This window comes from Streptomyces sp. NPDC044002 (assembly GCF_056434525.1).
The window spans coordinates 125,791-146,869 of the sequence record NZ_JBWKEZ010000012.1; the positions used below are offsets into that span (position 1 = coordinate 125,791).

General features: G+C 73.1%; 22 protein-coding genes and 1 pseudogene. 7 read left to right on the forward strand and 16 right to left on the reverse strand.

Translation table 11 applies throughout. The annotated features are described in order from the left end of the window. The first annotated feature begins 1,021 nt into the window (after window positions 1-1,021). Window positions 1,022-2,020, forward strand: a complete 999-nt coding sequence (locus tag AC07A6_RS12290; protein ID WP_362465361.1) for a ScbA/BarX family gamma-butyrolactone biosynthesis protein — start codon at window positions 1,022-1,024, stop codon at window positions 2,018-2,020. 36 nt (window positions 2,021-2,056) lie between these two features. On the opposite strand, the gene AC07A6_RS12295 is transcribed toward AC07A6_RS12290, so the two are convergent. Continuing rightward, window positions 2,057-2,905, reverse strand: a complete 849-nt coding sequence (locus AC07A6_RS12295; RefSeq protein ID WP_478777050.1) for an SDR family oxidoreductase — start codon at window positions 2,903-2,905, stop codon at window positions 2,057-2,059. Window positions 2,906-3,047: 142 nt separating this feature from the next. Here AC07A6_RS12295 and AC07A6_RS12300 point away from each other — a divergent pair, with 142 nt between their 5' ends. After that, window positions 3,048-3,719 (forward strand): ScbR family autoregulator-binding transcription factor, encoded by a 672-nt coding sequence (locus tag AC07A6_RS12300; RefSeq protein WP_362465356.1) that lies wholly within the window; start codon window positions 3,048-3,050, stop codon window positions 3,717-3,719. Here AC07A6_RS12300 and AC07A6_RS12305 read toward each other — a convergent pair. Further along, window positions 3,712-5,226, reverse strand: coding sequence for an FAD-dependent monooxygenase (locus tag AC07A6_RS12305; protein WP_478777051.1), 1,515 nt, complete (start codon window positions 5,224-5,226; stop codon window positions 3,712-3,714). The two genes, AC07A6_RS12300 and AC07A6_RS12305, sit on opposite strands and share 8 nt — an antisense overlap. Before the next feature lie 93 nt (window positions 5,227-5,319). Between AC07A6_RS12305 and AC07A6_RS12310 the strand changes: the two genes are divergently transcribed. After that, the gene (locus tag AC07A6_RS12310) at window positions 5,320-5,793 is read left to right on the forward strand and encodes a GNAT family N-acetyltransferase (RefSeq protein WP_385760311.1); all 474 of its coding nucleotides are present in this window, start codon (window positions 5,320-5,322) and stop codon (window positions 5,791-5,793) included. 29 nt (window positions 5,794-5,822) lie between these two features. Here the strand turns inward: AC07A6_RS12310 and AC07A6_RS12315 are convergent, their stop codons facing one another. The 4 genes from AC07A6_RS12315 to AC07A6_RS12330 form a co-directional block, all read right to left on the reverse strand. Then, entirely contained in the window at window positions 5,823-6,803 is a 981-nt protein-coding gene (locus AC07A6_RS12315) for an AraC family transcriptional regulator (protein WP_362465348.1), read from the reverse strand. A gap of 4 nt (window positions 6,804-6,807) precedes the next feature. Next, entirely contained in the window at window positions 6,808-7,668 is an 861-nt protein-coding gene (locus tag AC07A6_RS12320; RefSeq protein ID WP_478777052.1) for an NAD(P)H-binding protein, read from the reverse strand. A gap of 68 nt (window positions 7,669-7,736) precedes the next feature. Further along, a complete protein-coding gene (locus AC07A6_RS12325; protein ID WP_362465342.1) occupies window positions 7,737-7,943 on the reverse strand; it encodes a DUF4287 domain-containing protein in 207 nt (68 codons plus the stop codon). 65 nt (window positions 7,944-8,008) lie between these two features. Further along, complete coding sequence (locus tag AC07A6_RS12330) at window positions 8,009-8,560, reverse strand: dihydrofolate reductase family protein (protein WP_362465339.1); 552 nt, start codon at window positions 8,558-8,560, stop codon at window positions 8,009-8,011. 244 nt (window positions 8,561-8,804) lie between these two features. On the opposite strand from AC07A6_RS12330, the gene AC07A6_RS12335 reads away from it, so the two are divergent. After that, window positions 8,805-9,317 (forward strand): FBP domain-containing protein, encoded by a 513-nt coding sequence (locus tag AC07A6_RS12335; RefSeq protein ID WP_362465336.1) that lies wholly within the window; start codon window positions 8,805-8,807, stop codon window positions 9,315-9,317. A gap of 58 nt (window positions 9,318-9,375) precedes the next feature. Beyond that, window positions 9,376-9,921, forward strand: a complete 546-nt coding sequence (locus AC07A6_RS12340) for a flavoprotein (protein ID WP_478777053.1) — start codon at window positions 9,376-9,378, stop codon at window positions 9,919-9,921. A 17-nt stretch (window positions 9,922-9,938) separates the two neighbouring features. Here AC07A6_RS12340 and AC07A6_RS12345 read toward each other — a convergent pair whose 3' ends face one another. The 10 genes and pseudogenes from AC07A6_RS12345 to AC07A6_RS12390 all read right to left on the reverse strand — a co-directional run bounded on the left by AC07A6_RS12345 (window position 9,939) and on the right by AC07A6_RS12390 (window position 18,855). Further along, window positions 9,939-10,445 carry a DinB family protein gene (locus AC07A6_RS12345; protein ID WP_362465330.1) on the reverse strand — a complete coding sequence of 169 codons (507 nt, stop codon included), beginning with the start codon at window positions 10,443-10,445 and terminating at the stop codon, window positions 9,939-9,941. A gap of 41 nt (window positions 10,446-10,486) precedes the next feature. Beyond that, window positions 10,487-11,413 (reverse strand): NAD-dependent epimerase/dehydratase family protein, encoded by a 927-nt coding sequence (locus AC07A6_RS12350; RefSeq protein ID WP_386271038.1) that lies wholly within the window; start codon window positions 11,411-11,413, stop codon window positions 10,487-10,489. A 22-nt stretch (window positions 11,414-11,435) separates the two neighbouring features. Beyond that, window positions 11,436-12,641: an epoxide hydrolase family protein gene (locus AC07A6_RS12355; protein WP_478777054.1), complete on the reverse strand. Its 1,206-nt coding sequence runs from the start codon at window positions 12,639-12,641 to the stop codon at window positions 11,436-11,438. 12 nt (window positions 12,642-12,653) lie between these two features. Beyond that, a complete protein-coding gene (locus tag AC07A6_RS12360; RefSeq protein WP_385760332.1) occupies window positions 12,654-13,067 on the reverse strand; it encodes an SgcJ/EcaC family oxidoreductase in 414 nt (137 codons plus the stop codon). 34 nt (window positions 13,068-13,101) lie between these two features. After that, window positions 13,102-13,923: an AfsR/SARP family transcriptional regulator gene (locus AC07A6_RS12365; protein ID WP_362465317.1), complete on the reverse strand. Its 822-nt coding sequence runs from the start codon at window positions 13,921-13,923 to the stop codon at window positions 13,102-13,104. Between the two features lie 231 nt (window positions 13,924-14,154). Continuing rightward, on the reverse strand, window positions 14,155-14,880 hold the full coding sequence (locus AC07A6_RS12370) for a ScbR family autoregulator-binding transcription factor (protein WP_362465314.1): 726 nt from the start codon (window positions 14,878-14,880) through the stop codon (window positions 14,155-14,157). A 77-nt stretch (window positions 14,881-14,957) separates the two neighbouring features. Then, window positions 14,958-15,806 carry an AfsR/SARP family transcriptional regulator gene (locus AC07A6_RS12375; RefSeq protein ID WP_362465311.1) on the reverse strand — a complete coding sequence of 283 codons (849 nt, stop codon included), beginning with the start codon at window positions 15,804-15,806 and terminating at the stop codon, window positions 14,958-14,960. A gap of 239 nt (window positions 15,807-16,045) precedes the next feature. Then, window positions 16,046-16,660: a TetR family transcriptional regulator gene (locus AC07A6_RS12380; protein ID WP_362465308.1), complete on the reverse strand. Its 615-nt coding sequence runs from the start codon at window positions 16,658-16,660 to the stop codon at window positions 16,046-16,048. 310 nt (window positions 16,661-16,970) lie between these two features. Beyond that, a pseudogene (locus AC07A6_RS12385) lies at window positions 16,971-18,066 on the reverse strand (cation:proton antiporter domain-containing protein). A gap of 51 nt (window positions 18,067-18,117) precedes the next feature. Continuing rightward, complete coding sequence (locus AC07A6_RS12390; RefSeq protein WP_478777055.1) at window positions 18,118-18,855, reverse strand: TetR/AcrR family transcriptional regulator; 738 nt, start codon at window positions 18,853-18,855, stop codon at window positions 18,118-18,120. Window positions 18,856-18,963: 108 nt separating this feature from the next. Between AC07A6_RS12390 and AC07A6_RS12395 the strand changes: the two genes are divergently transcribed. Together AC07A6_RS12395 and AC07A6_RS12400 are read left to right on the forward strand one after the other, a co-directional pair. Beyond that, the gene (locus AC07A6_RS12395; RefSeq protein ID WP_478777056.1) at window positions 18,964-20,148 is read left to right on the forward strand and encodes an FAD-dependent monooxygenase; all 1,185 of its coding nucleotides are present in this window, start codon (window positions 18,964-18,966) and stop codon (window positions 20,146-20,148) included. Between the two features lie 190 nt (window positions 20,149-20,338). Then, window positions 20,339-21,010 (forward strand): ScbR family autoregulator-binding transcription factor, encoded by a 672-nt coding sequence (locus tag AC07A6_RS12400; RefSeq protein ID WP_362465296.1) that lies wholly within the window; start codon window positions 20,339-20,341, stop codon window positions 21,008-21,010. Window positions 21,011-21,079: the final 69 nt, after the last annotated feature.

Consider the following 21,079-nt stretch of genomic DNA (forward strand, 5'->3'; position numbering starts at 1 on the left):
TTGGTTCCAGCGCTGCTGGAGGATGGCTTCAAGGTCACCTCAGCCCGGCAAAATACCCGTGAAACCCGTACTGGAGTGGCTTGAATGACCCCTTAACCGACCGGGTGGTTGGCTGATTCGCGCCCACGGCGGGTAGGAAACGGGGACCGGAGCGTGGCGAGCACCACGCTCCGGACGGCCGAGTACGTACCGGACTCCCCAACTACAAACCGCTTTCGCGGTTTGCCGAACGTGAATCCTGGTCGGCTCGTGCCGGAGCCGTGGCGGAAAGGCGCTGGAACCACGCTCGAAGCGGAGGCGGAGGGGTCACCTCGACGGCATGCCGGCCGCGGGGCGTTCGCGCCACGGCCCAGACGCCGCAAGGCCGCCCGGCCGGGCACCGGGCCCGGGGCCGTCGCACCGGCCGCCCGTCGGCCGCTGGCCGGAATCCCGCGGGCCGTCCGGCGCCGCGCACCGGCCGGGAGACAGGTGGGCGACATTCCTCTTCGCGACAGCAATTCCCCGCCGGGTTGCACCGCCCGGCCCGGAGGGCTCCCCTCCCACCGCCGCGGCCGCACCCCGCCCGCTCACCGCCGAATCCCCGGCCGCGGGAACAGCGTCCGAGGTGAGCGGCATGGTCCGAGCTCCCGTACGGCCCGCCGGCGGAGCACCCGAAGCCCTGCCGGCCGCCCGGCGGGGCGCCGGACCCGGCCCGGGCGAGGAACGGCACACCCCAAAGGTGCGAAGCGAATCGTCCTGAGCGAATCGACGCACGGGCTTCACCACCCCTTTACCGGTGGGGCATCGGCCGACTAAAGGATCACTCCTGGCACACTTGAGATCGTTCGCGGCCGATGGCGGAGATTCGACGCCACCCAAGGGCCGGAGACCTGGGCAAACACGGAGCCGCAGCGTGGCCGGAAGGAATTCCTCCGCATATTCCGGAGCCAATCCTCGGACATCCCCTGGATAAAAAACCGGTTGGTATATATTTTTCTCGGCAGTCACACCTGTAACTGGCCAGCGCTGTCTAGGGGGAACAATGAGCGCGAGCACGTTTCATGTCGAGCGCGCAGCCATCTACGACCCGGCTTGGCGGTCCGCCACTACGACGTCGGAGCAGAACGGCTTCCGCTTCCCGTCTCTCACCGCCACCGTTCCGAAGGAGCTGGTCCACCGCGCCTCCGTGGCAGAGGTCCTGCTCACGAACTGGCACCGGCTGGACGAGGCCCACTTCACGGTGACGGCGCAGTGGCCGCGCAGCCACAGCTTCTTCACTCCGGTCGCGGGCGGCTACTACGACCCGCTCATCTGCGCCGAAACGATCCGCCAGATCGGCAGCCTGCTGGGACACGCGGAGTTCGGTGTTCCGTTCGGGCACCACTTCCTCATGTGGGACCTCAACCTCACGGTCCACCCGGAGCACCTCCAGGTCCGCCAGACCCCGGCCTCGCTCGACATCGAGGTCACGTGCACGACGATCAGCCGGCGGGGGGGCCGGCTGACCGGGCTCGGCTACGAGGCGGTCGTCCGCCGCGAGGGGCACGTCGTGGCGACGGGCGGGGGCTCCTACACCTGCACCAGCCCGTCCGTGTACCGGCGGGTGCGCCCCGCGCACACCCTCGAACCCGGCCACCGCGCGCTGCCCCTGACGGCTCCCGCCGCGCCGCAGAGCGTCGGACGGCTGTCGCCGACCGACGTGGTCCTCTCCCCCATAGGCGAGCCGAACCGCTGGCAGCTGCGGGTGGACACCCTGCACCCGGTCCTCTTCGACCACTGGGTCGACCACGTCCCGGGCATGGTGCTCCTGGAGGCCGCCCGGCAGGCCTCGGCGGCGGCACTGGGGCGCTCGTCCTTCCTCCCGCTCAGCATCTCGGGCGACTTCAAGCGGTACGCGGAGCTGGACGTCCCCTGCGTGATCGAGGCCGAGCGCCTGTACTCCGACGTCCCGGGCGCGGAGGAAGCCGTACGCGTGACGGGCCGCCAGGAGGGTCAGGTCATCTACACCGCCGTCGTCACGGCGGCCGCCTACGGGCACTGAGCCCCGCGGCGGCCACCGGGCCGGGCGACGGCGGCCTCAGGGCCGCGCGAAGGCGGCGAGATGGTCGCCTGCCCACGCCCGGAAGGAGCCCGCGGGCCTCCCGGTCAGTTCCTCGACCGATCCCCCCACACCCGCCTTGGCTCCGCGGCGCTGCCGCTCGGCACTGCTCAGCAGCGCCTCGACGACGGCCTCCGGGTGGCGCGCGCTCCACTGGGCGCGGGCCTGCGCGGGATCCAGCTCCTCGAAGCGCAGCGGACGGCCCAGCAGCTCGGCGAGCTGTGCGGTCTGCTCGGCGGCGGTCAGCGCCCGCGGCCCGGTCAGGGCGTACGCCCGGCCGGCGTGCCCGGGCGCGGTCAGCGTGCGCACGGCGGCCTCGGCGATGTCGCGCGGATCGACGCAGGAGTTGGCCGACGCCCCGTACAAGGCCCGCACGACGCCGTCCGAGCGGATGGACGACGCCCAGGACAGGGCGTTGGACATGAAGGAGCGCGGACGCAGCAGCGTCCACTCCATCCCCGAGCCGCGCAGGAGGTCCTCGTTCTCCCGCTGCCAGCGCGTGATCAGGTCGTCGGCGTCCCCGTCCTCCACGGCGGCCGCCGAGAGCTTCACGACGTGCCGCACCCCGGCCGACCTCGCGATCCGCAGGAACCGCGCGTCGTCGTCGCGCCCGACGCGGCTGGTCACCAGGAAGACGCTGTCCACGCCTTCGAGGGCGAGGGCGAGCGACTCCGGGTCGTCGTAGTCCCCCCGAACGGTCTCGGCCGTTCCGTTCTGCTGCGCCACGCGTGCCGGCTGCCTCGCCATCGCCCTGACCCGAAGGTCCGGTGACAGCCGTCGCAGCACCTCACGCCCCACCGTCCCAGTGGCGCCGGTCACAAGAATCATCGTCCGTCCTCACTCATTTTTGGTCCTCGGGGGTGGCTGCATGGTTGGCGTCGGAGTTACCCGCTGTAAGATACGTACGGGACGGACGGTTTGCATCAGGGCTTCCGACGCTCCGACGAAACCTGATGAAGGAGGAGCCACCGTGGCTGAACAGGTCCGAGCCATCCGCACGCGCCAGGCCATCCTGAGCGCTGCCGCCAAGATCTTCGAGGAGCGGGGCTACCAGGCCTCGACCATCTCCGAGATCCTCACGGTCGCCGGCGTGACCAAGGGGGCGTTGTACTTCCACTTCCAGTCCAAGGAGGACCTGGCCCTCGGCGTCCTCAACGCCCAGAACCAGAACCTCCCGCTCCCGGAGCGCGCCTCCAAGCTCCAGGAGATCGTGGACATAGTCATGCTCCACACCTACCGGCTGCAGACCGACCCCATGGTCCGCGCCGGCGTACGGCTGACCATGGACCAGCGCGCCGAGGGGCTCGACCGCAGCGGCCCGTTCCGCAACTGGGCCGTACCCGTCGGCGAGCGGCTGAACATCGCCCAGCTCCAGGGCGAGCTGCTGCCGCACGTGGACCCCTCCGAGACCGCCGACGTGATCGTGGGCGCCTACGCCGGCATCCAGTCGATGTCCCAGGCCCTCACCGACTACCGGGACCTCGTGGTCCGGGTCAGCGCGCTCCTGCGGCACCTGCTGCCCAGCATCGCCCAGTCCTCGGTCCTCGCCTCGCTGCACCTGGGCGAGAGCCGCGCCGCCGAGGTCTACCACGAGGCGCTCCTGCTGGCCCAGGAGCGGGAGGCCGCCGGCTCGCTCAGCTGAGCCGGATCCCACGCCCGCCTCCCGGGGCCGCACCCGCGGCCGCGGGTGCGCAGGCCCCGCCGCCGAAGTACGCCGACAGCGCGCCGCCCAGCGCGCTGCCGCCCGGCGACCAGGCGACATAGCCGTCGGGCCGTACCAGCAGCGCTTCGTGCGCCGCGCCGGGCACCGGCCCGGTCCGCACCACGCGCAGGAGCGGCGACCACGGGCGCGCCTCCTCCTCGTGGCGCGTCCCGCCCTCCCCGGACAGGAGCAGCAGCGGCCGGCCGTCCCGCAGCAGGGTGACGAGGTCGTCCGCCCCCGCCCCGGCCGGCAGCCGGAAGTTCGACAGGAACCGGCCCTCCCACGAGGACGGCCGGTCCGTGTACGCCGGGAGCACCGTCCCCTGCGCGCTGATCATGTCGGCGAGCCCGCCGGCGTCCCGGTCCGTGGCCAGCAGTCCCGTGAACACCTCGCGCAGCGCGTCGACGTCCTCCCCGGGCCGCATCAGCGCGAGCTGCGCCCTGGTGTTGTCGACGACCCCCTGCGCCACGGGGCGGCGCTCCAGGTCGTAGCTGTCGAGCAGCCGCTCCCCCGCCGCGCCGCGCACGGCGAGCGCCAGCTTCCAGCCGAGGTTCAGGGCGTCCAGCACCCCGGTGCTCAGCCCCTGCCCGCCGATGGGGAAGTGCAGGTGCGCCGCGTCGCCCACCAGGAAGGCCCGTCCCGCGCGGAAGGTCCGGGCCAGGCGTGTGAAGTCGCTGAACCGGGTGATCCAGCGCGCTCCCGCCATCGGGATGTCGCGGCCGATGATCCGGGACACCTCGCCCTGCAGTTCCCGCGGCGTCGGCGGCCGCTCCCGGCCCTCGTGCGCGCCCGCGCAGTCCAGCGTCCGGATGTGCGTCTCGCCGCCGGGCGTCCGCTTGGAGACGATCCAGCCGCGCGGGGTGCGCAGCCAGCCCTGCTCCAGGGCTTCCGGGTCCTCCAGCGTGGCCAGCCCGGCCAGGGCGGAGACCGAGGCCGGTGCCGTGTCGGAGGCGATGCCCAGCCGTTCCCGTACCGTGCTGCGGGCCCCGTCCGCGCCGACGAGGTACTCGACGCGGCAGACCGCCGGGCCCCCGGGCCCCTCCACGTCCAGCCGCACGCCGTCCGGCTCCTGGGCGATCCCGGTCACGCGGTGCCCGCGCAGCACCCGTGCGCCCGCCGCCCGGGCCCGCGCCTCGAAGAGCCGCTCCAGCTCGGCCTGCGGCCGCTTGAGGACCGGCTCCGGCTCCCCTTCGGGCACGGTGATGACCAGCCCGTGGATCCCGGCGAAATGGAACACTGCCGAGGTTCCGCCGGGGGCGTCCCCTGGCAGGTACCCGCGCCGGGCGAGGCTCTGCACCGCCCGGGCGTGCAGCGTGGTGGCCTTGGGGCGCTCGGAGACCTCCGTACGCTCCTCCAGGACCACCGTGTCGACCCCGTACCCGGCCAGCTCGGCCGCGACGAGCATGCCGACCGGCCCCCCGCCGACGACGGCCACTTGTGCCCGCAAAGCCTTCCCCTTCCCCTCCTGATGCACTGCGGGCAGAAAATATACCGGCTGTCCCGTTCTTTTCAATCGTCTCGGCCGGTCTAAGCTGCGCGCATGATCAGCTCATCCCTCCGCCTGGTGCCGGTGACCCCGGACAACTTCGAAGCGGTGACCGCCGTCCGCGTCCGTCCCGACCAGGAGCACCTCGTCGAGTCCGTCGCCCAGTCCCTCGCCGAGGCCTACGTCCACGGCGAGCCCGCCTGGCCCCGCGCCGTCCTCGACGGCGACGAGGTCGTCGGCTTCGTGATGGCCTTCCTGGACATCGTCTGGAATCCGGCGAAGGACCCGGAGCACCGCCGCTCCGGCATCTGGCGCCTGAACATCGCCGCCGAGCACCAGGGCAAGGGCTACGGCCGCTTCGCCGTGGAGGCCGTCACGGAGGAGATCCGCCGGCGCGGCGGGACCCGGGCGTACGTCACCTGGCACGACAGCGACGACAGCCCGGCGCCGTTCTACCTCGGCCTCGGCTTCCGCCCCACGGGCGAGTTCAGCGGCCCCCAGCCCGTCGCCGTGCTCGAACTCGCGTAGCGGGGCAGGCGCCCCTTCGCGGACACCCCCTAACCGAGCACCACGGTGCCGGACACCCCCGGCACCGTGCCCGCTCCCGCTCCCTCCCGGAACTGCTGCGGGCTCACCCCGCGCACCCGCTTGAAGGCCGCGGACAGCGCGAACGCGCTCCCGTAGCCGACCCGGCGGGCCACCGTCGCCACCGTGGCGTCCGGCTCGCGCAGCAGGTCGGCGGCCAGGGCGATCCGCCAGCCCGTCAGGTAGGCGACCGGCGGCTCCCCGACCAGCTCGGTGAAGCGCCGGGCCAGCGCGGCCCGCGACACCCCGGCCCGGCGGGCCAGTTCCTCCACGGTCCACCCGTACGCGGGGTCCTCGTGCAGCAGCCGCAGCGCCGCCCCGACGACCGGGTCGCCCTGGGCGCGGTGCCAGGCCGGCGCCCCCGAGCCGGGGGCGGCGAGCCAGGCCCGCAGCACCCCGATGAGCAACAGGTCCAGCAGCCGGTCCAGCACGAGCTCCTGCCCCGGCTCGTCCCGCGCCACCTCCGAGGCCAGCAGGGTGATCAGGGTGGCGTCGGCCGCCCGCACCGGCCGTACCAGCACCGCGGGCAGCGCCCCCAGCAGCCGGCGGCCGATCTCGCTCGGCGCCTGGTAGGTCCCGCTGAGCAGCACCACCGAGCCTGCGCCCTCCCGCGCCGGGCCCCAGGTCCGCACCCCGAGCGAGAACCGCTCGGTTACGTCCTCGCCCTGCGCACTGCACCGCTGGTCGGGGCCGATCCTGACGCCCACCGGGGTGTCCGCCGCGTCGGCGAGCGTGTACGGCACGGGTCCCCGTACGACCGCCACGTCACCCGGCCCGATCCGCACGGCCTCGCCGTCGTCGGGCAGCAGCCACGCCGAGCCGCGCACGAGCGTCATCACCGACAGCGGGGCCCGGTCCTCGACCCGCATGGCCCACGGCGGGTCGAAGACGGACTTCATCAGGAAGGCACTGCGGGCCCTTGGCCCTTCGAGGAGTCCGGTCAGCGTGTCCATGACCTCATCCTCGGGCGTCCCAGACCCCGCTCGCGGCCGCTTCGCGCGCGTAGTCGGCGAAATCCCTGGCGGGGCGCCCCAGCACTTCCTCGACCCCGTGGACCAGGTGCGCGTTGCGCCCGTCCGAGATGAGGGTGAACAGGTCGGCGAACTCCTCCGGGAGGCCGTGCTCGCTCAGCACCGCCCGGTACTGCGCGTCCGTGACCGGGACGTACGCGATCTCGCGGCCGGTCGCCTTGGACAGCTCGGCGGCCACCTCCGCGAAGCCGAGCAGCCGCGGCCCGGACAGCTCGTACGTCCTGCCGATGTGCCGGTCGTCGGTGAGCGCGGCCACCACCACGTCGGCGATGTCGTCGGCGTCCACGAAGGCCTCCACCGCGTCCCCCACCGGCAGGGCGATCTCCCCGGCCAGGACCGAGTCCAGGAAGAAGTACTCGTCGAAGTTCTGGTTGAACCAGCTGGCGCGTACGACGGTCCAGTCGGCCCCGGAGTCCTGCAGCCGGCTCTCGGCGAGCCGGGCCGCCTCCTCCCCGCGCCCGGACAGCAGCACCAGGCGCCGCGCCCCGGCGGCCACGGCGGCCTCGGCGAAGGCGCCGATGCGGTCGGCCGCCCCGGGGAAGGCCAGGTCGGGGTGGTAGGTGACGTACGCCCGGTCCACGCCCTCCAGCGCCGGGCCCCAGGTCTCGGGCCGGTCCCAGTCGAAGGCCGGCTCGCCGCGGCGGGAGCCGATGCGTACCGCGCGCCCCTGGGCCTCCAGCCGCTCGGCGACCCGCCGGCCCGTCTTGCCGTTGCCCCCGATGACGAGGGTGAGCGTGTTCTGCGCCGTCTGCGTCTCGTTCTGCGTCTCGTTCGTGTTCTTCGTCATGACACCCAGTCAAGCCGCGTCCGGCGAGAGTGGACATGGCTCAGACGCTCTCCCGCATGCGCGAGCGTCTACTTCTCCGTGAGGGTGTGCTTGACCAGGGCGTTGGCGTGGCCGTGGCCGATCCCGTGCTCGGTCTTCAGCCAGGAGACGAGCTCCATGTGCCTGGTCAGCGGGGAGGACCGGATGAGGTCCACCCATTCCGCCACCGGGCGGCCGTACTTCTTCTCGATCGAGGGGAAGTAGCTCGCGGGGCCCTTCACCGGCTGCTCGCTCATGTCGTGTCGCTCCTCGTACCTGGTGCCTGTCGAACGGGAAAGGTGAATCGGAGTGCGGGGACCGCTCAGCCGGCGGCCAGGGGGACGTACGCGTGCACCTGCGCCCCGCTGTCGCCGAGCACGGTGGTGCCCACCGGGCGCAGGGTCCTGACCGGCGAGTCCTCGCCGAAGAGCCGGCGTCCCTTGCCCTGCACCACCGGCAGCGTCCACAGCCGCAGCTCGTCGAGCAGGTCGTGCTCGATCAGGGCGTTGACCAGCCGGCCGCTGCCGTAGACGAGCAGGTCGCCGCCGTCCTGCCGCTTGAGCGCGGCGATCTCGGCAGCGAAGTCACCGGTCAGGAAGGTGGCGTTCCACTCGGGGGCGGCGGTGCTGGAGCCGACGACGTACTTCGGCAGGGCGTTCATCCGCTCGGTCCCGGCGTCGGCGCCCTCGGCGCGGGCCGTCCAGGCCGGCGCCATGCCCTCGTACGTCACCCGGCCCAGCAGCAGCGCGTCGGCGGCGGCGAGCTGCTTGCCGGCGAACTCCTCCGCCTCGGCGTTCCAGAACGGCATGGACCAGCTCGGGTCCTCGAAGACGCCGTCGACGGAGATGAAAACGGAGGCGATGACCTTGCGCATGATGCTTCCCCTAACAATGTGTACGGCGTCCACATCCGGACGCTCCGCAGCCTATCCAGAAAAGTGGACGCTGTCCACATCCTGGTTCGCGGCCCGATTCCCGCTCTTCACAGGGGTAGACCGGCCCCCTCCCCGAAACTCATCGCCGACGCCGCCAGAAATTTCCGGGCGCCCCTCCCCACCACCCCCCCACCTGCGTAAACAAGGTGCGGACCGGCCGGTGCGCCCCGTAGGCTCGACCCCCGTGGAACCGCTCACCGAACAACAGATCCGCTCGTCCTTCGTGAACTGCACCAAGGGCGAGGCCGCACGCCTGCGCCTGCCCCTCGGCTTCGCCGAACTGCCCTGGCAGGACCTGGACTTCCTCGGCTGGGTGGACCCGGGCGCCCCGCTGCGGGCCCACCTCGTCATCCCGCGCCCCGACGGCCCGGTCGGCATCACCCTGCGGGTGCCCGCCGCGACCCGCACGAGCGCGGTGAAGTCCAGCCTGTGCCAGATCTGCCTGACGGGGCACGCCTCCTCCGGCGTCACCCTGCTCGCCGCCCCGCTCGCGGGGGCCCGCGGCCGCGAGGGGAACACGGTCGGCACGTACATCTGCGCCGACCTCGCCTGCCCCCTCTACGTACGCGGCAAGCGGCAGCCGAAGCTGCGCGCCGGGCGCCACGAGGAGTCCCTGACCGTGGACGAGCGCCTCGCGCGGATGTGGGACAACCTGGACTCCTTCGCCGGCAGGATCACCGCCCCGACGGCGGCCTGAACCGAGCAGCCGGACCCTCAAGGAGAGTTGGGGACCGGGAATGTGATCACATAACAGCATGACGAGGACTCTCTACCTGTTCTGCTCCGCCGCCCCGCCCGTCTTCGACGTGGCCCATGTGATCGAGGACGCCCAGTCGCGCGGCTGGGACGTGTGCCTGGGCCTGACCCCGACGGCGGCACGGTGGGTGCAGGAAAGCCTCGACGGCCTCGCCGCCCTGACCGGCAACCCGGTGCGCTGGCAGTACAAGCTCCCCGGGGAGCCCGACGTGTGGCCGGCCGCCGACGCCGTCCTCTTCGCCCCCGCCACCTTCAACTCCGTCAACGCCTGGGCCCTCGGCCTCACCGACCGGTTCACCGTCGGCGTGGCCGCCGAGGCCCTCGGCAAGGGGACCCCGGTGGTGGCCATGCCGTGCACGAACGCCGCGCTCGCCGCCCACCCCCAGTTCGAGCAGTCCCTGGCCGTCCTGCGCGGCGCCGGCGCCGAACTGCTCTACGGCGAGGGCGGCTTCCTGCCCGGCCCGGCCGGCCCCGACGCCCCGCCGCACTTCCCGTGGCAGATCGCCCTCGACGCCGTGGACCGGGCCGGTACGGTCTCCGTCTGACGGTCCCCGTCCGGGGACTACTCCCCGGTGACCCCGTCGATGGCCTCGCGCAGCAGGTCGGCGTGCCCGTTGTGCCGGGCGTACTCCTCGATCATGTGGGCCAGGACGTAGTGCAGCGAGTACGCCTGGTCGCCGAAGTGCCCCCGTACGTCGAGGGACTCGGCGGCCGCCACGATCGCCCGCGACCGCTCGCAGCTCTCCTCCCAGATCCGGAAGGACTCGGCGGGGTCCGCGTCCTCGACGTGGAACTCCGTCCACTCCCCGGCGTCGTTCTTCGGGAAGTAGCCGCGCACGTCCTCACCGTTGACGACGTTGCGGAACCAGCCCCGCTCCACCTCCGCCAGGTGCCGGACCAGCCCCAGCAGGCTCAGTCCGGACGGCGGGACGGCCCTGCGCCGCAGCTGCTCGTCCGTCAGGCCCGCGCACTTCATCCGCAGGGTGTCGCGCTGCCACTGGAGCACGCTGGTCAGGGTGGAACGTTCGTCGCCGGTCAGTACGGGCGGGGTGCGCTGTTCGAGGTCCATCGGCCGATGATCACAGCGGTACGCGACTCCCACCGACCGTTTCACATGCCGGACACCCGCTCCGCCCCGGCCGCCGCCAGCGCCCGCACCCCCTCCAGGCTGCTCCCGTACCGCGGCTCCCAGCCCAGCTCCCGCCGCGCCCTGGCGTTCGAGAGCCGCAGCGAGCTGCCCATGATGGCGTGCGCCAGCGGGGCCGCCCGCAACACCCACAGCGGCACCCTCATCGGCGCGGGCGCCCCGAACGCGTCCGCCACCGCCCCCATGTGCGCGGCCCAGCCCACCGGGGTGTCGTCGGCGATGTTGTACGCCCGCCCGGCCCGCCCCGACTCCAGCGCGAGCACCACCGCCCGCGCCGCGTCCCCCGCGTCCACCCAGCTCAGCGCCCTGCCCTGGTCGGCGACCACGGGCAGCTTCCGCCGCCGCAGCAGCGGCACGAGGTGCGTGTCGGTGGTGCCGGCCCCGTAGAACAGGCCGAAGCGCAGGCTGACGCCCTCGATCCCGTCGGCGGTGAAGGCCAGTTCCTCCTTGGCCCGCATGGCGCCGACGTGCCGCTCCAGCGCGGCGTTCGCCCCGCGCGGCCCGAAGCCGTCGTCCTCGCCGATCAGGGCCGCGCCGTGGTCCCCGTAGCCGTAGCCGAACATCATCGACTCGACCAGGAACCGCCGCGCCCCCGTCTCCCGCGCGGCGGCCAGCAGGTTCACCGTGCCCTCGGTGCGCAGCAGGTTCGTGGCCGCCATGTCCCGGTGGTTGGCCATGGCCTTGCCGGAGAGGGCGGTCGCGGCGTGCACCACCGCGTCGAAGCGCCGACCGTCGACGGCCCGCAGCAGCCCCTCCCGGTCGAGCAGGTCGGCCCGTACGTCCATCCCCGCGCCCCGGCCCAGCCCGGCCACCTCGTGGCCGGCGGCCCGCAGCGCGGCCGCCGTCCGCCGCCCCAGTACTCCGCTCGCGCCCGCCAGCAGCACCAACATCCCGGCCTCCTCCGTCGTGTTCTCACCCAGAGGACAGACGGGCCCTGCCAGATGTGACACCTTCCCGGAAGGAACCGAAGAAACTTCTGACGTCATCCACGAGCAGCTCCGGCACCTCCATCGCGGGGAAGTGCCCGCCCCTGTCGTACGAGGTCCAGCGCACGATCCGGTCGGTCCGCTCGGCGATGTGCCGCAGCGGAACGAAGTTGTCGCGGGGGAAGTCGGCGAGCGCGGTCGGGGTGTGCGAGACCTCCGGAGGCTGCCCGTGGTAGTCGGCGTGGGCCCGCTCGTAGTAGATGCGCGCGGCCGACCCGGCCGTCCCGGTCAGCCAGTACAGCATCACGTTGGTCAGCATCTGGTCCCGGTCGACGGGGGTCCGGGGGTCGCTCCACTCGGTGAACTTCTCCCCGATCCAGGCGAGCAGCCCGGCCGGCGAATCGTTCAGCCCGTACGCGAGGGTCTGCGGCCGGGTCGCCTGGATGTCGGCGTACCCCTGCCGCTCCCGCGCCCACACCCGGTACCGCTCCCAGGAGGCCAGCGTCCGCTCCCGCTCGGCGGGCTCCAGCGCCGCGAGCTCCGCCTCCCCGGGCTCTGCGGTGGCCCCGGCCCCGGGCAGCAGGTTCAGGTGCACCCCGACCACGTTGCCGGGGCGGACGCGCCCCAGCTCCCGCGAGATTGCGGCGCCCCAGTCACCGCCCTGCACCCCGTACGCCTCGTACCCGAGCCGCTCCATCAGCACCCCGAACGCCCGCGCGACCCGCTTGAACTCCCAGCCGGTCTCGGTGGTGGGCCCGGACGGCCCGAAGCCGGGGATGCTGGGCAGCACCAGGTGGAAGGCGTCGGCCGGATCCCCGCCGTGCGCCCGCGGATCCGTCAGCGGCCCCGCCACCTTGAGGAACTCGACGTACGACCCCGGCCAGCCGTGCGTCATCAGCAGCGGCAGGGCGTCCGGCTCGGGCGAGCGGACGTGCGCGAAGTGCACCCGGGCCCCGTCGACGACGGTGGTGTACTGGGGCCATTCGTTCAGCCGCGCCTCGGCGGCCCGCCAGTCGTACTCCTCGCGCCAGTACCGTACGAGTTCCCGCAGCTCCGCCGGGGGCATCCCGTACGCCCGCCCCACGCCGTCGAGCCCGTCGGGCCACCGCGTCCGCCGCAGCCGCGCGTCGAGGTCGTCGAGCTCCTCCTGCGGCACGTCGAGCCGGAACGCCGTCACACCATGATCGTCCATACCCCCACGATGTCAGTCCTGACCGGGGCGGTGAACCTGGGTGTTCTGGCAGGCGGTCAGCAGCCAGCGCCCGTCGTCCTGCCGGGAGACCACGTACAGCGGGGCCCCCTCGCTCTCCTCGCCCGCGCCCAGGTACTGCTGGCGGACCTTGACCGCGGCGACGTCGTCCCGGATGAAGAACACGTGCCCGACCTCGTAGGAGACCTTGCCGTCCCAGTTCGCGGCGGGCAGCACCTGCCGGGTGAACTCCGCGATCGCGTCGAAGCCGATGAGGACCTTGCCGTGGGCCGTGGTCCATATCGCGTCCGGGTGGAAGAGCCCGAGGAACTCCTCGGGATCCTTGTTCTGCTGGGACCGCTCGACGGTGGCGACGAGCTCGGTGATCGCTGCGAGGTCCGCCGCGCGCGGCGTGGTGTCGTTGTCCATGCGCACCATCCTCATACCTCAACCATGCTTCAGATCAAGCGGCATAGAGATCGAAGGTGGAGCCCCGCCGGGGTCCGGCCACCACGTCGAGGGCCGGGTCGACCGTCAGCATCGCCTGGTGCAGCCGCTGCAGCTGGGGCGACGGCTCCACGCCCAGCTCCCCGATGAGCCTGCCGCGCAGCCGCCGGTACGCGTCCAGCGCGGCGCCCTGCCGCCCGGACCGGTACAGCGCCACCATCAGCTGGGAGTGCAGCCCCTCGTGCTGCGCGTGGCGTGCCGTCAGCTCGGTGAGCTCGGCGAGGAGTTCGGTGTGCCGCCCGAGCCGCAGGTCGACGTCGATCCGCCGCTCCACCGCGACCAGCCGGCTCTCCTCCAGCCGCATGACCTCGATCGCCAGCACCGGCCCCACCCGTACGTCGACCAGCGCGGGCCCCTGCCACTGCGCGAGCCCCGCCCGCAGCCGGGCGGCGGCACCCTCGTCGTCACCGCCCTCGAAGGCGGCGAGGCCCCGCGCGACGAGGTCCTCGTACGCGTGGACGTCGACGGCCTCCTGCGGCACCTGCAGCAGGTACCCGCCGTGCCGGGTCGTGAGGACGTCCTTGGCCGCCCCGGGCCGGCCCGGCCCCATGGCCGTTCCCAGCCTGCGGCGGAGCTGGAGGATGTAGGTCTGCAGGGTGGTCAGCGCGCTGTTGGGCAGGTCCTGGCCCCAGATCTCCTCCATGAGCGTGGGCACCGGCACCACGCGCCCGGGATACAGCGCGAGCAGGGCCAGGATCTGCCGCGGCTTGCCCGCCGACGGCATGATCGACTCCCCGTCGACCTCTGCACTGAACGGTCCCAGAATCCGGATCCTCATGGTCTCCCCCTCCGCAGTTCGTCGATGCACCTCGATGACGCCGGAAACCCCGGCCCGCCACTCCCCACACCACAACCGCAACCCGGCCACCCACACCGGTCCGCCGGCCGGTCCGCAGGCCAGTCCGCTCTCCGGCGGGGGCACGGCACGACGGACCGGGAGACCCCGGGGTATCCGGCGGACCGTGCCCGCCCCGGACCCTCCCCGGAGGGGGAACGCCCCGGACACGGCCTAGACCGCACTCCCGAGGAACTCGTACCTCCGCTCCCCACCCGGCTCCCGAGCGGCAGCGGTATCGGCAGCGATCCGGTACTCCCCCACCCGCTCCACGCCCACCAGGCTCGGCAGCAGCAGCCCCCACAGGGCCGCCACCTTCCGCTGGAGCTCCTCGTACGACAGCCCCGTCCCGGCCAGCACCTCGATCCCGCAGACGGCCGCCGCCACCAACGCCTCGGCGCTCTCCCACCGGTCGGCGGCCGAACCGGCGTCCTCCGCACCGTCGGGCACCCCGACGGCCGGCCGGTCCAGCGGCAGTTCTCCCACGTCCCGCGCCATCCGCAGCAACTCGCACACCGCCGACAGCCACGCCCCGTGGAAGTCGACCGAGGCCGGCTGGTGCCCGGCGCACTCCTTGGTGATCCGGAAGCTTGCCGGGATCGCCGGATCCTCGTGCAGCGTCCGCGCCAGCCAGTGCGTCGTGTCGATCAGCGCCTGCAAGGGCGAGGCTCCGCCCTCCCTCAGTCCCCGGACCGCCTCGTGCAGCAGACCGCAGCCGCGCTGCTGCACCGCGTCCGCCAGCTCGTCCTTCGAGGCGAAGTGAAAGTACAACGCCCCCTTCGTGACCCCCGCCGCACCGGCGATCTCACCGAGTGTGGCGTTGGCGTACCCGTTGCGGTGGAACAACTCGGCCCCGGCGAAGACCAACCGCCTGCGGGTCCGCTCCGACCTCTCCTGCACCGCTCCGTCTCCCTTTCGCCCCGCTCCGTCCCTGCACCTACCGCCGGCCGGCCCGCCCGGCGCCGGCCGCCCGCGGGTCAGGCCCGTACGAGCCGCTCGGCCCGCACAGCCGCCCCGGTGCCCGCCCCGGCCACCACCGCCGGCTTGCCCACGCCCTCCGGACCCGCCATCAGGATCGACCGCTGGAGCCTGCGCAACGCGGTGGACGGCTCCAGCCCGAGGTCCCGTACGAGCGTGGCGCGCAGCCGCTGGAACACGTCGAGCGCCTCGCCGCGCCGGCCCGAGCGGTGCAGGGCGAGCATGAACTGCCCGTGCAGGTTCTCGTGGGTGCGGTACCGGCTCACCAGCACCGTCAGCTCCGCCAGCAGCTCGCGGTGGCGGCCCAGCTTCAGGTCGGCCTCGATGCGCTGGTCCAGCGCGCACAGCCGGGTCTCCTCCAGGCGGCGCGTCTCCATGTCCAGCTGCACCCCGCCCTGTACGTCGGCGAATGCGGGCCCGGACCACAGGGCGAGCGCCTCGCGCAGCCGCTGCGCGGCGACGGGGTAGTCGCCCGCGTCCATCGCCCGGTAGCCCATCCCGGCCAGGCGGTCGAACTCGCGGACGTCACTGGTGCCGCGGTCGCTGTTCAGCAGGTAGCCGCCGGGCAGCGTCACGAGGACGTCCTTCGCCGTGCGGTCCTCGTCGCCGTTCCCCTCCAGGGCGGTCGCGATGAGCGCGCGCAGCTGGAGTACGTACGTCTGCAGGGTGGTGCGCGCGCTGCGGGGCGGCACGGACCCCCACAGCTCCTCGATCAGCGCCGACACCGGCACGACCTGATCGGCGTGGAGGGCCAGGAGCGCCAGGACCTGCCGGGGCTTGGGGGCGGTGGGCGTGATGGAGATCCCGTTCTCCCGCACGGCGAGTGCGCCCAGTACATCGATGTCCACGTCGTACTCCCCTGTCCTTTGGATGAGGTCGCAGTAGCCAGTAGAAAACAGGACGGACGGTTTGTCAATGCGTCCCCGTCCGAGCAGTCCTCGGCCTGGCGAAATCTCGGCGCCACCCAGAAATCCCCTCTGACCTGGGTTTTTGAGAGCAACTCCCTCACCCACGACAGCTTGGAGCCCTTCAGCCGCCTCATAACAGGGGTCATATAACACCCATCAGGGCCCTAAAATCAAACCATTCAGTCTGTTTCTTGCTCCGTGGTCGCCGTCCCGTCCGGCGAGAGCCCCGGCAGCACCACCGTCCAGATCCGGCCCAGCGCCTGACGGGGGGTCCACTCCGGTTCCACGGCCCCCAGCGCCTTCAGCCCGGCCGTGAAGGCCACCACCACCCGTGCCGCGTCCTGCGGGGCCAGGCCGTCGGCGAGGAGCCCGGCCCGGTCGGCGCTGGCCATCAGTTCCTCCGCCCACACCCGGCACTGCCCGCGCAGATCCACCAGGCTCTGGTGCGCGGCGTCGGCGCCGAGCGCGAACCCGGCCCGCACGACGACGTCCGCCGCCAGCAGTTCCAGCAGCGCGTACGTCGCGTCGACGAGTACCTTCAAGGGGGCGCCGGCCCGCTCCGGTTCGCCTTCCGCTTCGGCGATCCGCCGCAGCGCCCGCGCGGCCCGGGCCTCCACGGCGCGGGCGAGGGCGGGCTTGCCGTCGAAGTGGAACTGCACCGCGCCGGAGGTCACTCCGGCCCGCTCGCTGATCGCGGCGATCGACGCTGCGGCGAAGCCCTCCGCGGCGAACACCTCCGCCGCGGCGAGCACGAGAGATTCCCGCGTGCGTGCCGCACGCTCCTGCTTGACCATGAGGGGCTCCACACCGCAATCGCCGCGCATCCGCGGGTCGCCCCACATCCAGGGGGTACGAGATCCTGGGCCACAGTCGACGCCCGCGCCGGAGCCGGACCGGACTCCCGGCGGAGCCGCCCCCCACCGTTAACGCCGTTAACACCAACGGCTCACACCCCGGCCGCCAAGGGCCCCGCCAACGGCGCCCGCACCCGCAGTCCGCCCCACCGCTGTTAACGGCGTTAACGGCGTTAACGCCCACCCCGCACCCCGGACCAGCCACCGCCACCGTCCGCCGGCATTAACGCCGTTAACGCGGTCAACGCCGTCAACGCCCCACACCCGCCCCCCATGCCCCCAGAGCCCGCACCACCGGCCCCGTCGCGGCGGTCGTCACCAGGGCCATCAGCACCAATACGGTGAACAGCTCCACCCCGATCACCCCCAGCCCGAGCCCCACGTTCAGCACCACCAGCTCCGTCACCCCCCGGCAGTTCATCAGCGCCCCCAGCAGCACGGCGTCCTTCCGCCGCACCCCCACCGCCAGCGCCGCCGCCGTCCCCGCGCCCCACTTCGCCACGACGGCCAGCCCCAGCACCCCCGCCGCCCACCACCAGGCCCCGCCGCCCCGCAGCGCCCCCACGTCGGTCCGCAGCCCGCTCCCCACGAAGAACAGCGGCAGCAGCACCGGCACCGCGAACTCCCGCATCCGCCGCGCCGCCGACTCCACCGCCTTCACCCCCCTCGGCACCACCGCGCCAAAGACGAACGCCCCGAACAGCGCGTGCACCCCCAGCGCCTCCGTCGCGTACGCGGCCAGGCAGACCCCGCCGAACAGCGCCACCACCCCCGCCCCCGGCGACGGCCACCACCACCGCCAGCAGACACCAGGCGACCACGTCCACCACCGCCGCGCAGGCCATGGCCAGCGCCCCCACGGGCGTCCCGTACAGCCCCTGTTCGGTGAGGATCCGCGCCAGTACGGGAAAGGCGGTGACGCTCAGGGCCACCGCCACGAACAACACGAACTCCGCCCGCCCCACGCCCTCCGGCGCGAAGGTTCCGTACAGCCCGAGCGCCAGCAGCCCCCCGAGCCCCAGCGGTACCCACACGCTCGCCTGACTCACCGCCACCACGGCCCGCCGCAGCCCCCGCAGCATCCCCACGTCGAGCTCCAGCCCCACCAGGAACATGAAGACGACGAGCCCGAGGTTCCCCAGCTCCGCCAGATGCGGGACCACCTCACCCGGCAGCAGCCACCGCTGCCCCTCCGGCCACACCCACCCCAGGAACGTGGGCCCGAGCAGGATCCCCACGGCGATCTCGCCGACCACCGCCGGCTGCCCGGCCTTGCGGGCCAGCGCCCCGCCGGCCCCGCACGCGAGCACGACCACCGCCACGGCGCCCAGCACACCACCCGCCACGGCCCAGTCCTGCCCCGGCCCCCACCCCCCGGAACCAGAGGGCGTCCGACTTCAGGAGGTCGCCCGCCGCTCCACGAACAGCCCGATCCCGTCGAGGATCCGCTCCAGCCCGAATTCCAGGGCCTGGTCCTGCCCCCCGTGCGCGGCGACGGAGGCCAGCGCTCCGGCGAGCGCCGGATACTCCTCTCCCCTCGTCCCCACGACCTCCGCGAGCACGGCCCCGAGTTCCTCGTCCGGGCCCCCGGCGCCGGCCGTCGCCCGTTCCTGCTCGGCGATCCCCCGCACGTGTCCGGCCACCAGCACCACGGCGTCCATCGCCTCGGCCCCGGTCAGCCCGCAGCCCTCCAGCGCGGCCAGCGCCCGCTCCAGCCACCCGACCTCCCGCGGCCCCATCGCCCGCGCCCCCACCGTCGCGTCCAGCAGCCACGGATGTGCCCGGAACCCGGCCAGCAGCTCCCGTGCCCACACCCCGAGCCGCTCCCGCCAGCCGTCCCCGGCCCCCGCCAACGCGGCGTCCAGTGCCCCGGCCGGATCCGGCATGGCGGCCTCCGCCATCAGCGCGACGACCTCCGCCTTCCCCGGCACGTAGCGGTAGAGCGCCATCTTGGTGACCCCCAGCTCCCCGGCCACCCGCTGCATGGACACCCCGCCGAGCCCCTCGCCGTCGGCGATCCCCACGCCGGCCGACGCGATCTGCTCCAGGGTCAGCCCGCGCCGCGGCCCCCGCGCCGGAGTCACCGGCGGCCCCCACAACAACCGCACCGCCGCAGCCCACTGCCCGTCCGCCACCGGATCCCCTTGCCCTCGCGCCAAAACCGCGTCTACCGTACACACAAGAAACAGCATCCACTGGACGCAGTAAAACCCATCCCCACACTCCCGAAGGGCCAACCCACCATGCCCACCCCCAAAACCGTCCTGATCTCCGGAGCGAGCATCGCCGGCCCGGCCCTCGCACACTGGCTCGCCCGCCACGGCTTCCACCCCACCGTCGTCGAGATCGCCCCGGCCCCGCGCCCCGGGGGCCGGGCCGTCGACTTCCGCGGCGAGACCCACCTCCACGTCCTCGACCGCATGGGGATCCTCGACGAGCTCCGCCGCGTCCGGACCGGCGGCACCCCGATGACGTTCGTGGACGCCGACGACCGGGAACTCCTCCACCTCCCGGCCGCCTTCGCGGGCGGCGACGTGGAGGTCCTGCACGGCGACCTCTCCCGGATCCTCCGCGAGGCCTCCCGCGCCTCCACCGAGTACGTCTTCGGCGACACGGTCACCTCCCTCACCGAGACCCCGGCCGGAGTGGACGTCACCTTCCGCCACGCCCCGCCCCGCACCTTCGACATCGTCATCGGCGCCGACGGCCTGCACTCCACCGTCCGCCGGCTGGCCTTCGGCCCCGAGGAGCGGTACGTCTCCCACCTCGGCTACTACGCCGCCACCTGGAGCCTGCCGGGCGACCCGCACCCCACCGGCCCCGGCTCCGTGGGCTTCAACGCCCCCGGCCGCCTCGCCTCCGTCGCCGCCCCACCCACCGCTCCCGGCCGGGCGGGCGCCTTCTTCCTCTTCGCCTCGCCCGCGCTGCCGTACGACCGGAACGACCCGGCCGCCCACAAGGCACTCATCACCCGCGCCTTCGCGGGCCTGCCCTGGCGGGTGGGCCCGCTCCTCGACTCCCTCACGGCCGCCGACGACCTGTACTTCGACTCGATCAGCCGCGCCGACGTCGGCACCTGGTCCACCGGCCGGACGGCCCTCCTGGGGGACGCCGCCTGCGGCGCGACGATCGGCGGCATGGGCACCGGCACCGCCGTCGTCGCCGCGTACGTCCTGGCGGCCGAACTGGCCCGCACCCCCGAAGACCCCCGGTCCGCCTTCCGGCGCTACGAGTCCCTCGTCCGCCCCTACGCCCGGGCCTGCCAGCGGGGCGGCAACCGCACCGGCCCCTTCCTCGCCCCCGCCACCACCCTCGGCCTCCGCCTGCGCAACACCCTCCTGAACCAACCCCGCGCCCTGACCTGGCTCCTGAAACAGGGCCGCACCACGGCCACCCTCCCCCTGCCCCTCCTCCCCCGCCCCCGTTAACGGCGTTAACGCCGTTAACGCCCCCTCCCCCGCCCCCTCCAGCAAAAAGTAACAACCCAAACCGCCCCAACCGACCCCAAACCCCCACCCCCCAAGCCCCTTAAAAGTACTGGTCGACTGGTTTTCTTTCGTCGGCCCCCACTAGATTGACCTTCCCCACATCGGACGTAACCGGCAATCAGGAGCACACGTGGCGAGGGTCAGGCAGGAACGGGCCGAGATCACCCGGCAGGCGATCCTCGACGGCGCGGCCGTCGCCTTCGACCGCGCGGGCTTCGGCGGCACCAGCCTCAGCGACGTCGTCAAACGAGCCGGAGTCACCAAGGGCGCCCTCTACTTCCACTTCCCCTCCAAGGAAGCCCTCGCCCGCACCCTGATCGACGAGCAGTTCCAGGTGTCCAAGGACGTCCCGGCCCTGGAGGACCCGGGCCTCCAGACCGTCATCGACCTCACCCACCAGATGGCGTTCGGGCTGCGCACCAACGCCCGCATCCGCGCCGGCATCCGCCTGGTCATCGAGTTCGGCTCGTTCACCAGCCCGGACCCGTCCCCGTACAACGCCTGGATCGAGACCTGTCGCAGCTGTCTGACGCCGGCCCAGGAACGCGGCGACGTCATGCCCTCGCTCGACGTGCAGGACCTCTCGACCTTCCTCGTCGGCTCGTTCACCGGCGTCCAGGTGACCTCGCACGTCCGTGCCGACCGCGAGGACCTGCACGCCCGGGTCGTCGACCTGTGGAACTACCTCCTGCCCGGCATCGTGCCCGCCCCCCGCATCGGCCTCTTCGATCCGGCGGGCTCCGCCGCCTGCCGCGCCGAACTCGGCCTGCCCGCCCCGCAGGCACCCGTACCGGTCGGCTGACGGAGCGTCCAGGGCGGCCTCGCACACACCGTGGTGAACCACGGGGGTGCTCGCTACGGCGGGTGCGAG

Bases quoted from the DNA above. Each gene is read 5' to 3' on its own strand.
- AC07A6_RS12350 (WP_386271038.1), bottom strand. From the start codon at position 11,413: ATGTTGGTGCTGCTGGCGGGCGCGAGCGGAGTACTGGGGCGGCGGACG.
- AC07A6_RS12355 (WP_478777054.1), bottom strand. From the start codon at position 12,641: ATGGACGATCATGGTGTGACGGCGTTCCGGCTCGACGTGCCGCAGGAG.
- AC07A6_RS12290 (WP_362465361.1), top strand. From the start codon at position 1,022: ATGAGCGCGAGCACGTTTCATGTCGAGCGCGCAGCCATCTACGACCCG.
- AC07A6_RS12315 (WP_362465348.1), bottom strand. From the start codon at position 6,803: ATGGACACGCTGACCGGACTCCTCGAAGGGCCAAGGGCCCGCAGTGCC.
- AC07A6_RS12395 (WP_478777056.1), top strand. From the start codon at position 18,964: ATGCCCACCCCCAAAACCGTCCTGATCTCCGGAGCGAGCATCGCCGGC.
- AC07A6_RS12320 (WP_478777052.1), bottom strand. From the start codon at position 7,668: ATGACGAAGAACACGAACGAGACGCAGAACGAGACGCAGACGGCGCAG.
- AC07A6_RS12340 (WP_478777053.1), top strand. From the start codon at position 9,376: ATGACGAGGACTCTCTACCTGTTCTGCTCCGCCGCCCCGCCCGTCTTC.
- AC07A6_RS12295 (WP_478777050.1), bottom strand. From the start codon at position 2,905: ATGATTCTTGTGACCGGCGCCACTGGGACGGTGGGGCGTGAGGTGCTG.
- AC07A6_RS12330 (WP_362465339.1), bottom strand. From the start codon at position 8,560: ATGCGCAAGGTCATCGCCTCCGTTTTCATCTCCGTCGACGGCGTCTTC.
- AC07A6_RS12325 (WP_362465342.1), bottom strand. From the start codon at position 7,943: ATGAGCGAGCAGCCGGTGAAGGGCCCCGCGAGCTACTTCCCCTCGATC.
- AC07A6_RS12380 (WP_362465308.1), bottom strand. From the start codon at position 16,660: ATGGTCAAGCAGGAGCGTGCGGCACGCACGCGGGAATCTCTCGTGCTC.
- AC07A6_RS12310 (WP_385760311.1), top strand. From the start codon at position 5,320: ATGATCAGCTCATCCCTCCGCCTGGTGCCGGTGACCCCGGACAACTTC.
- AC07A6_RS12365 (WP_362465317.1), bottom strand. From the start codon at position 13,923: ATGAGGATCCGGATTCTGGGACCGTTCAGTGCAGAGGTCGACGGGGAG.
- AC07A6_RS12360 (WP_385760332.1), bottom strand. From the start codon at position 13,067: ATGGACAACGACACCACGCCGCGCGCGGCGGACCTCGCAGCGATCACC.
- AC07A6_RS12345 (WP_362465330.1), bottom strand. From the start codon at position 10,445: ATGGACCTCGAACAGCGCACCCCGCCCGTACTGACCGGCGACGAACGT.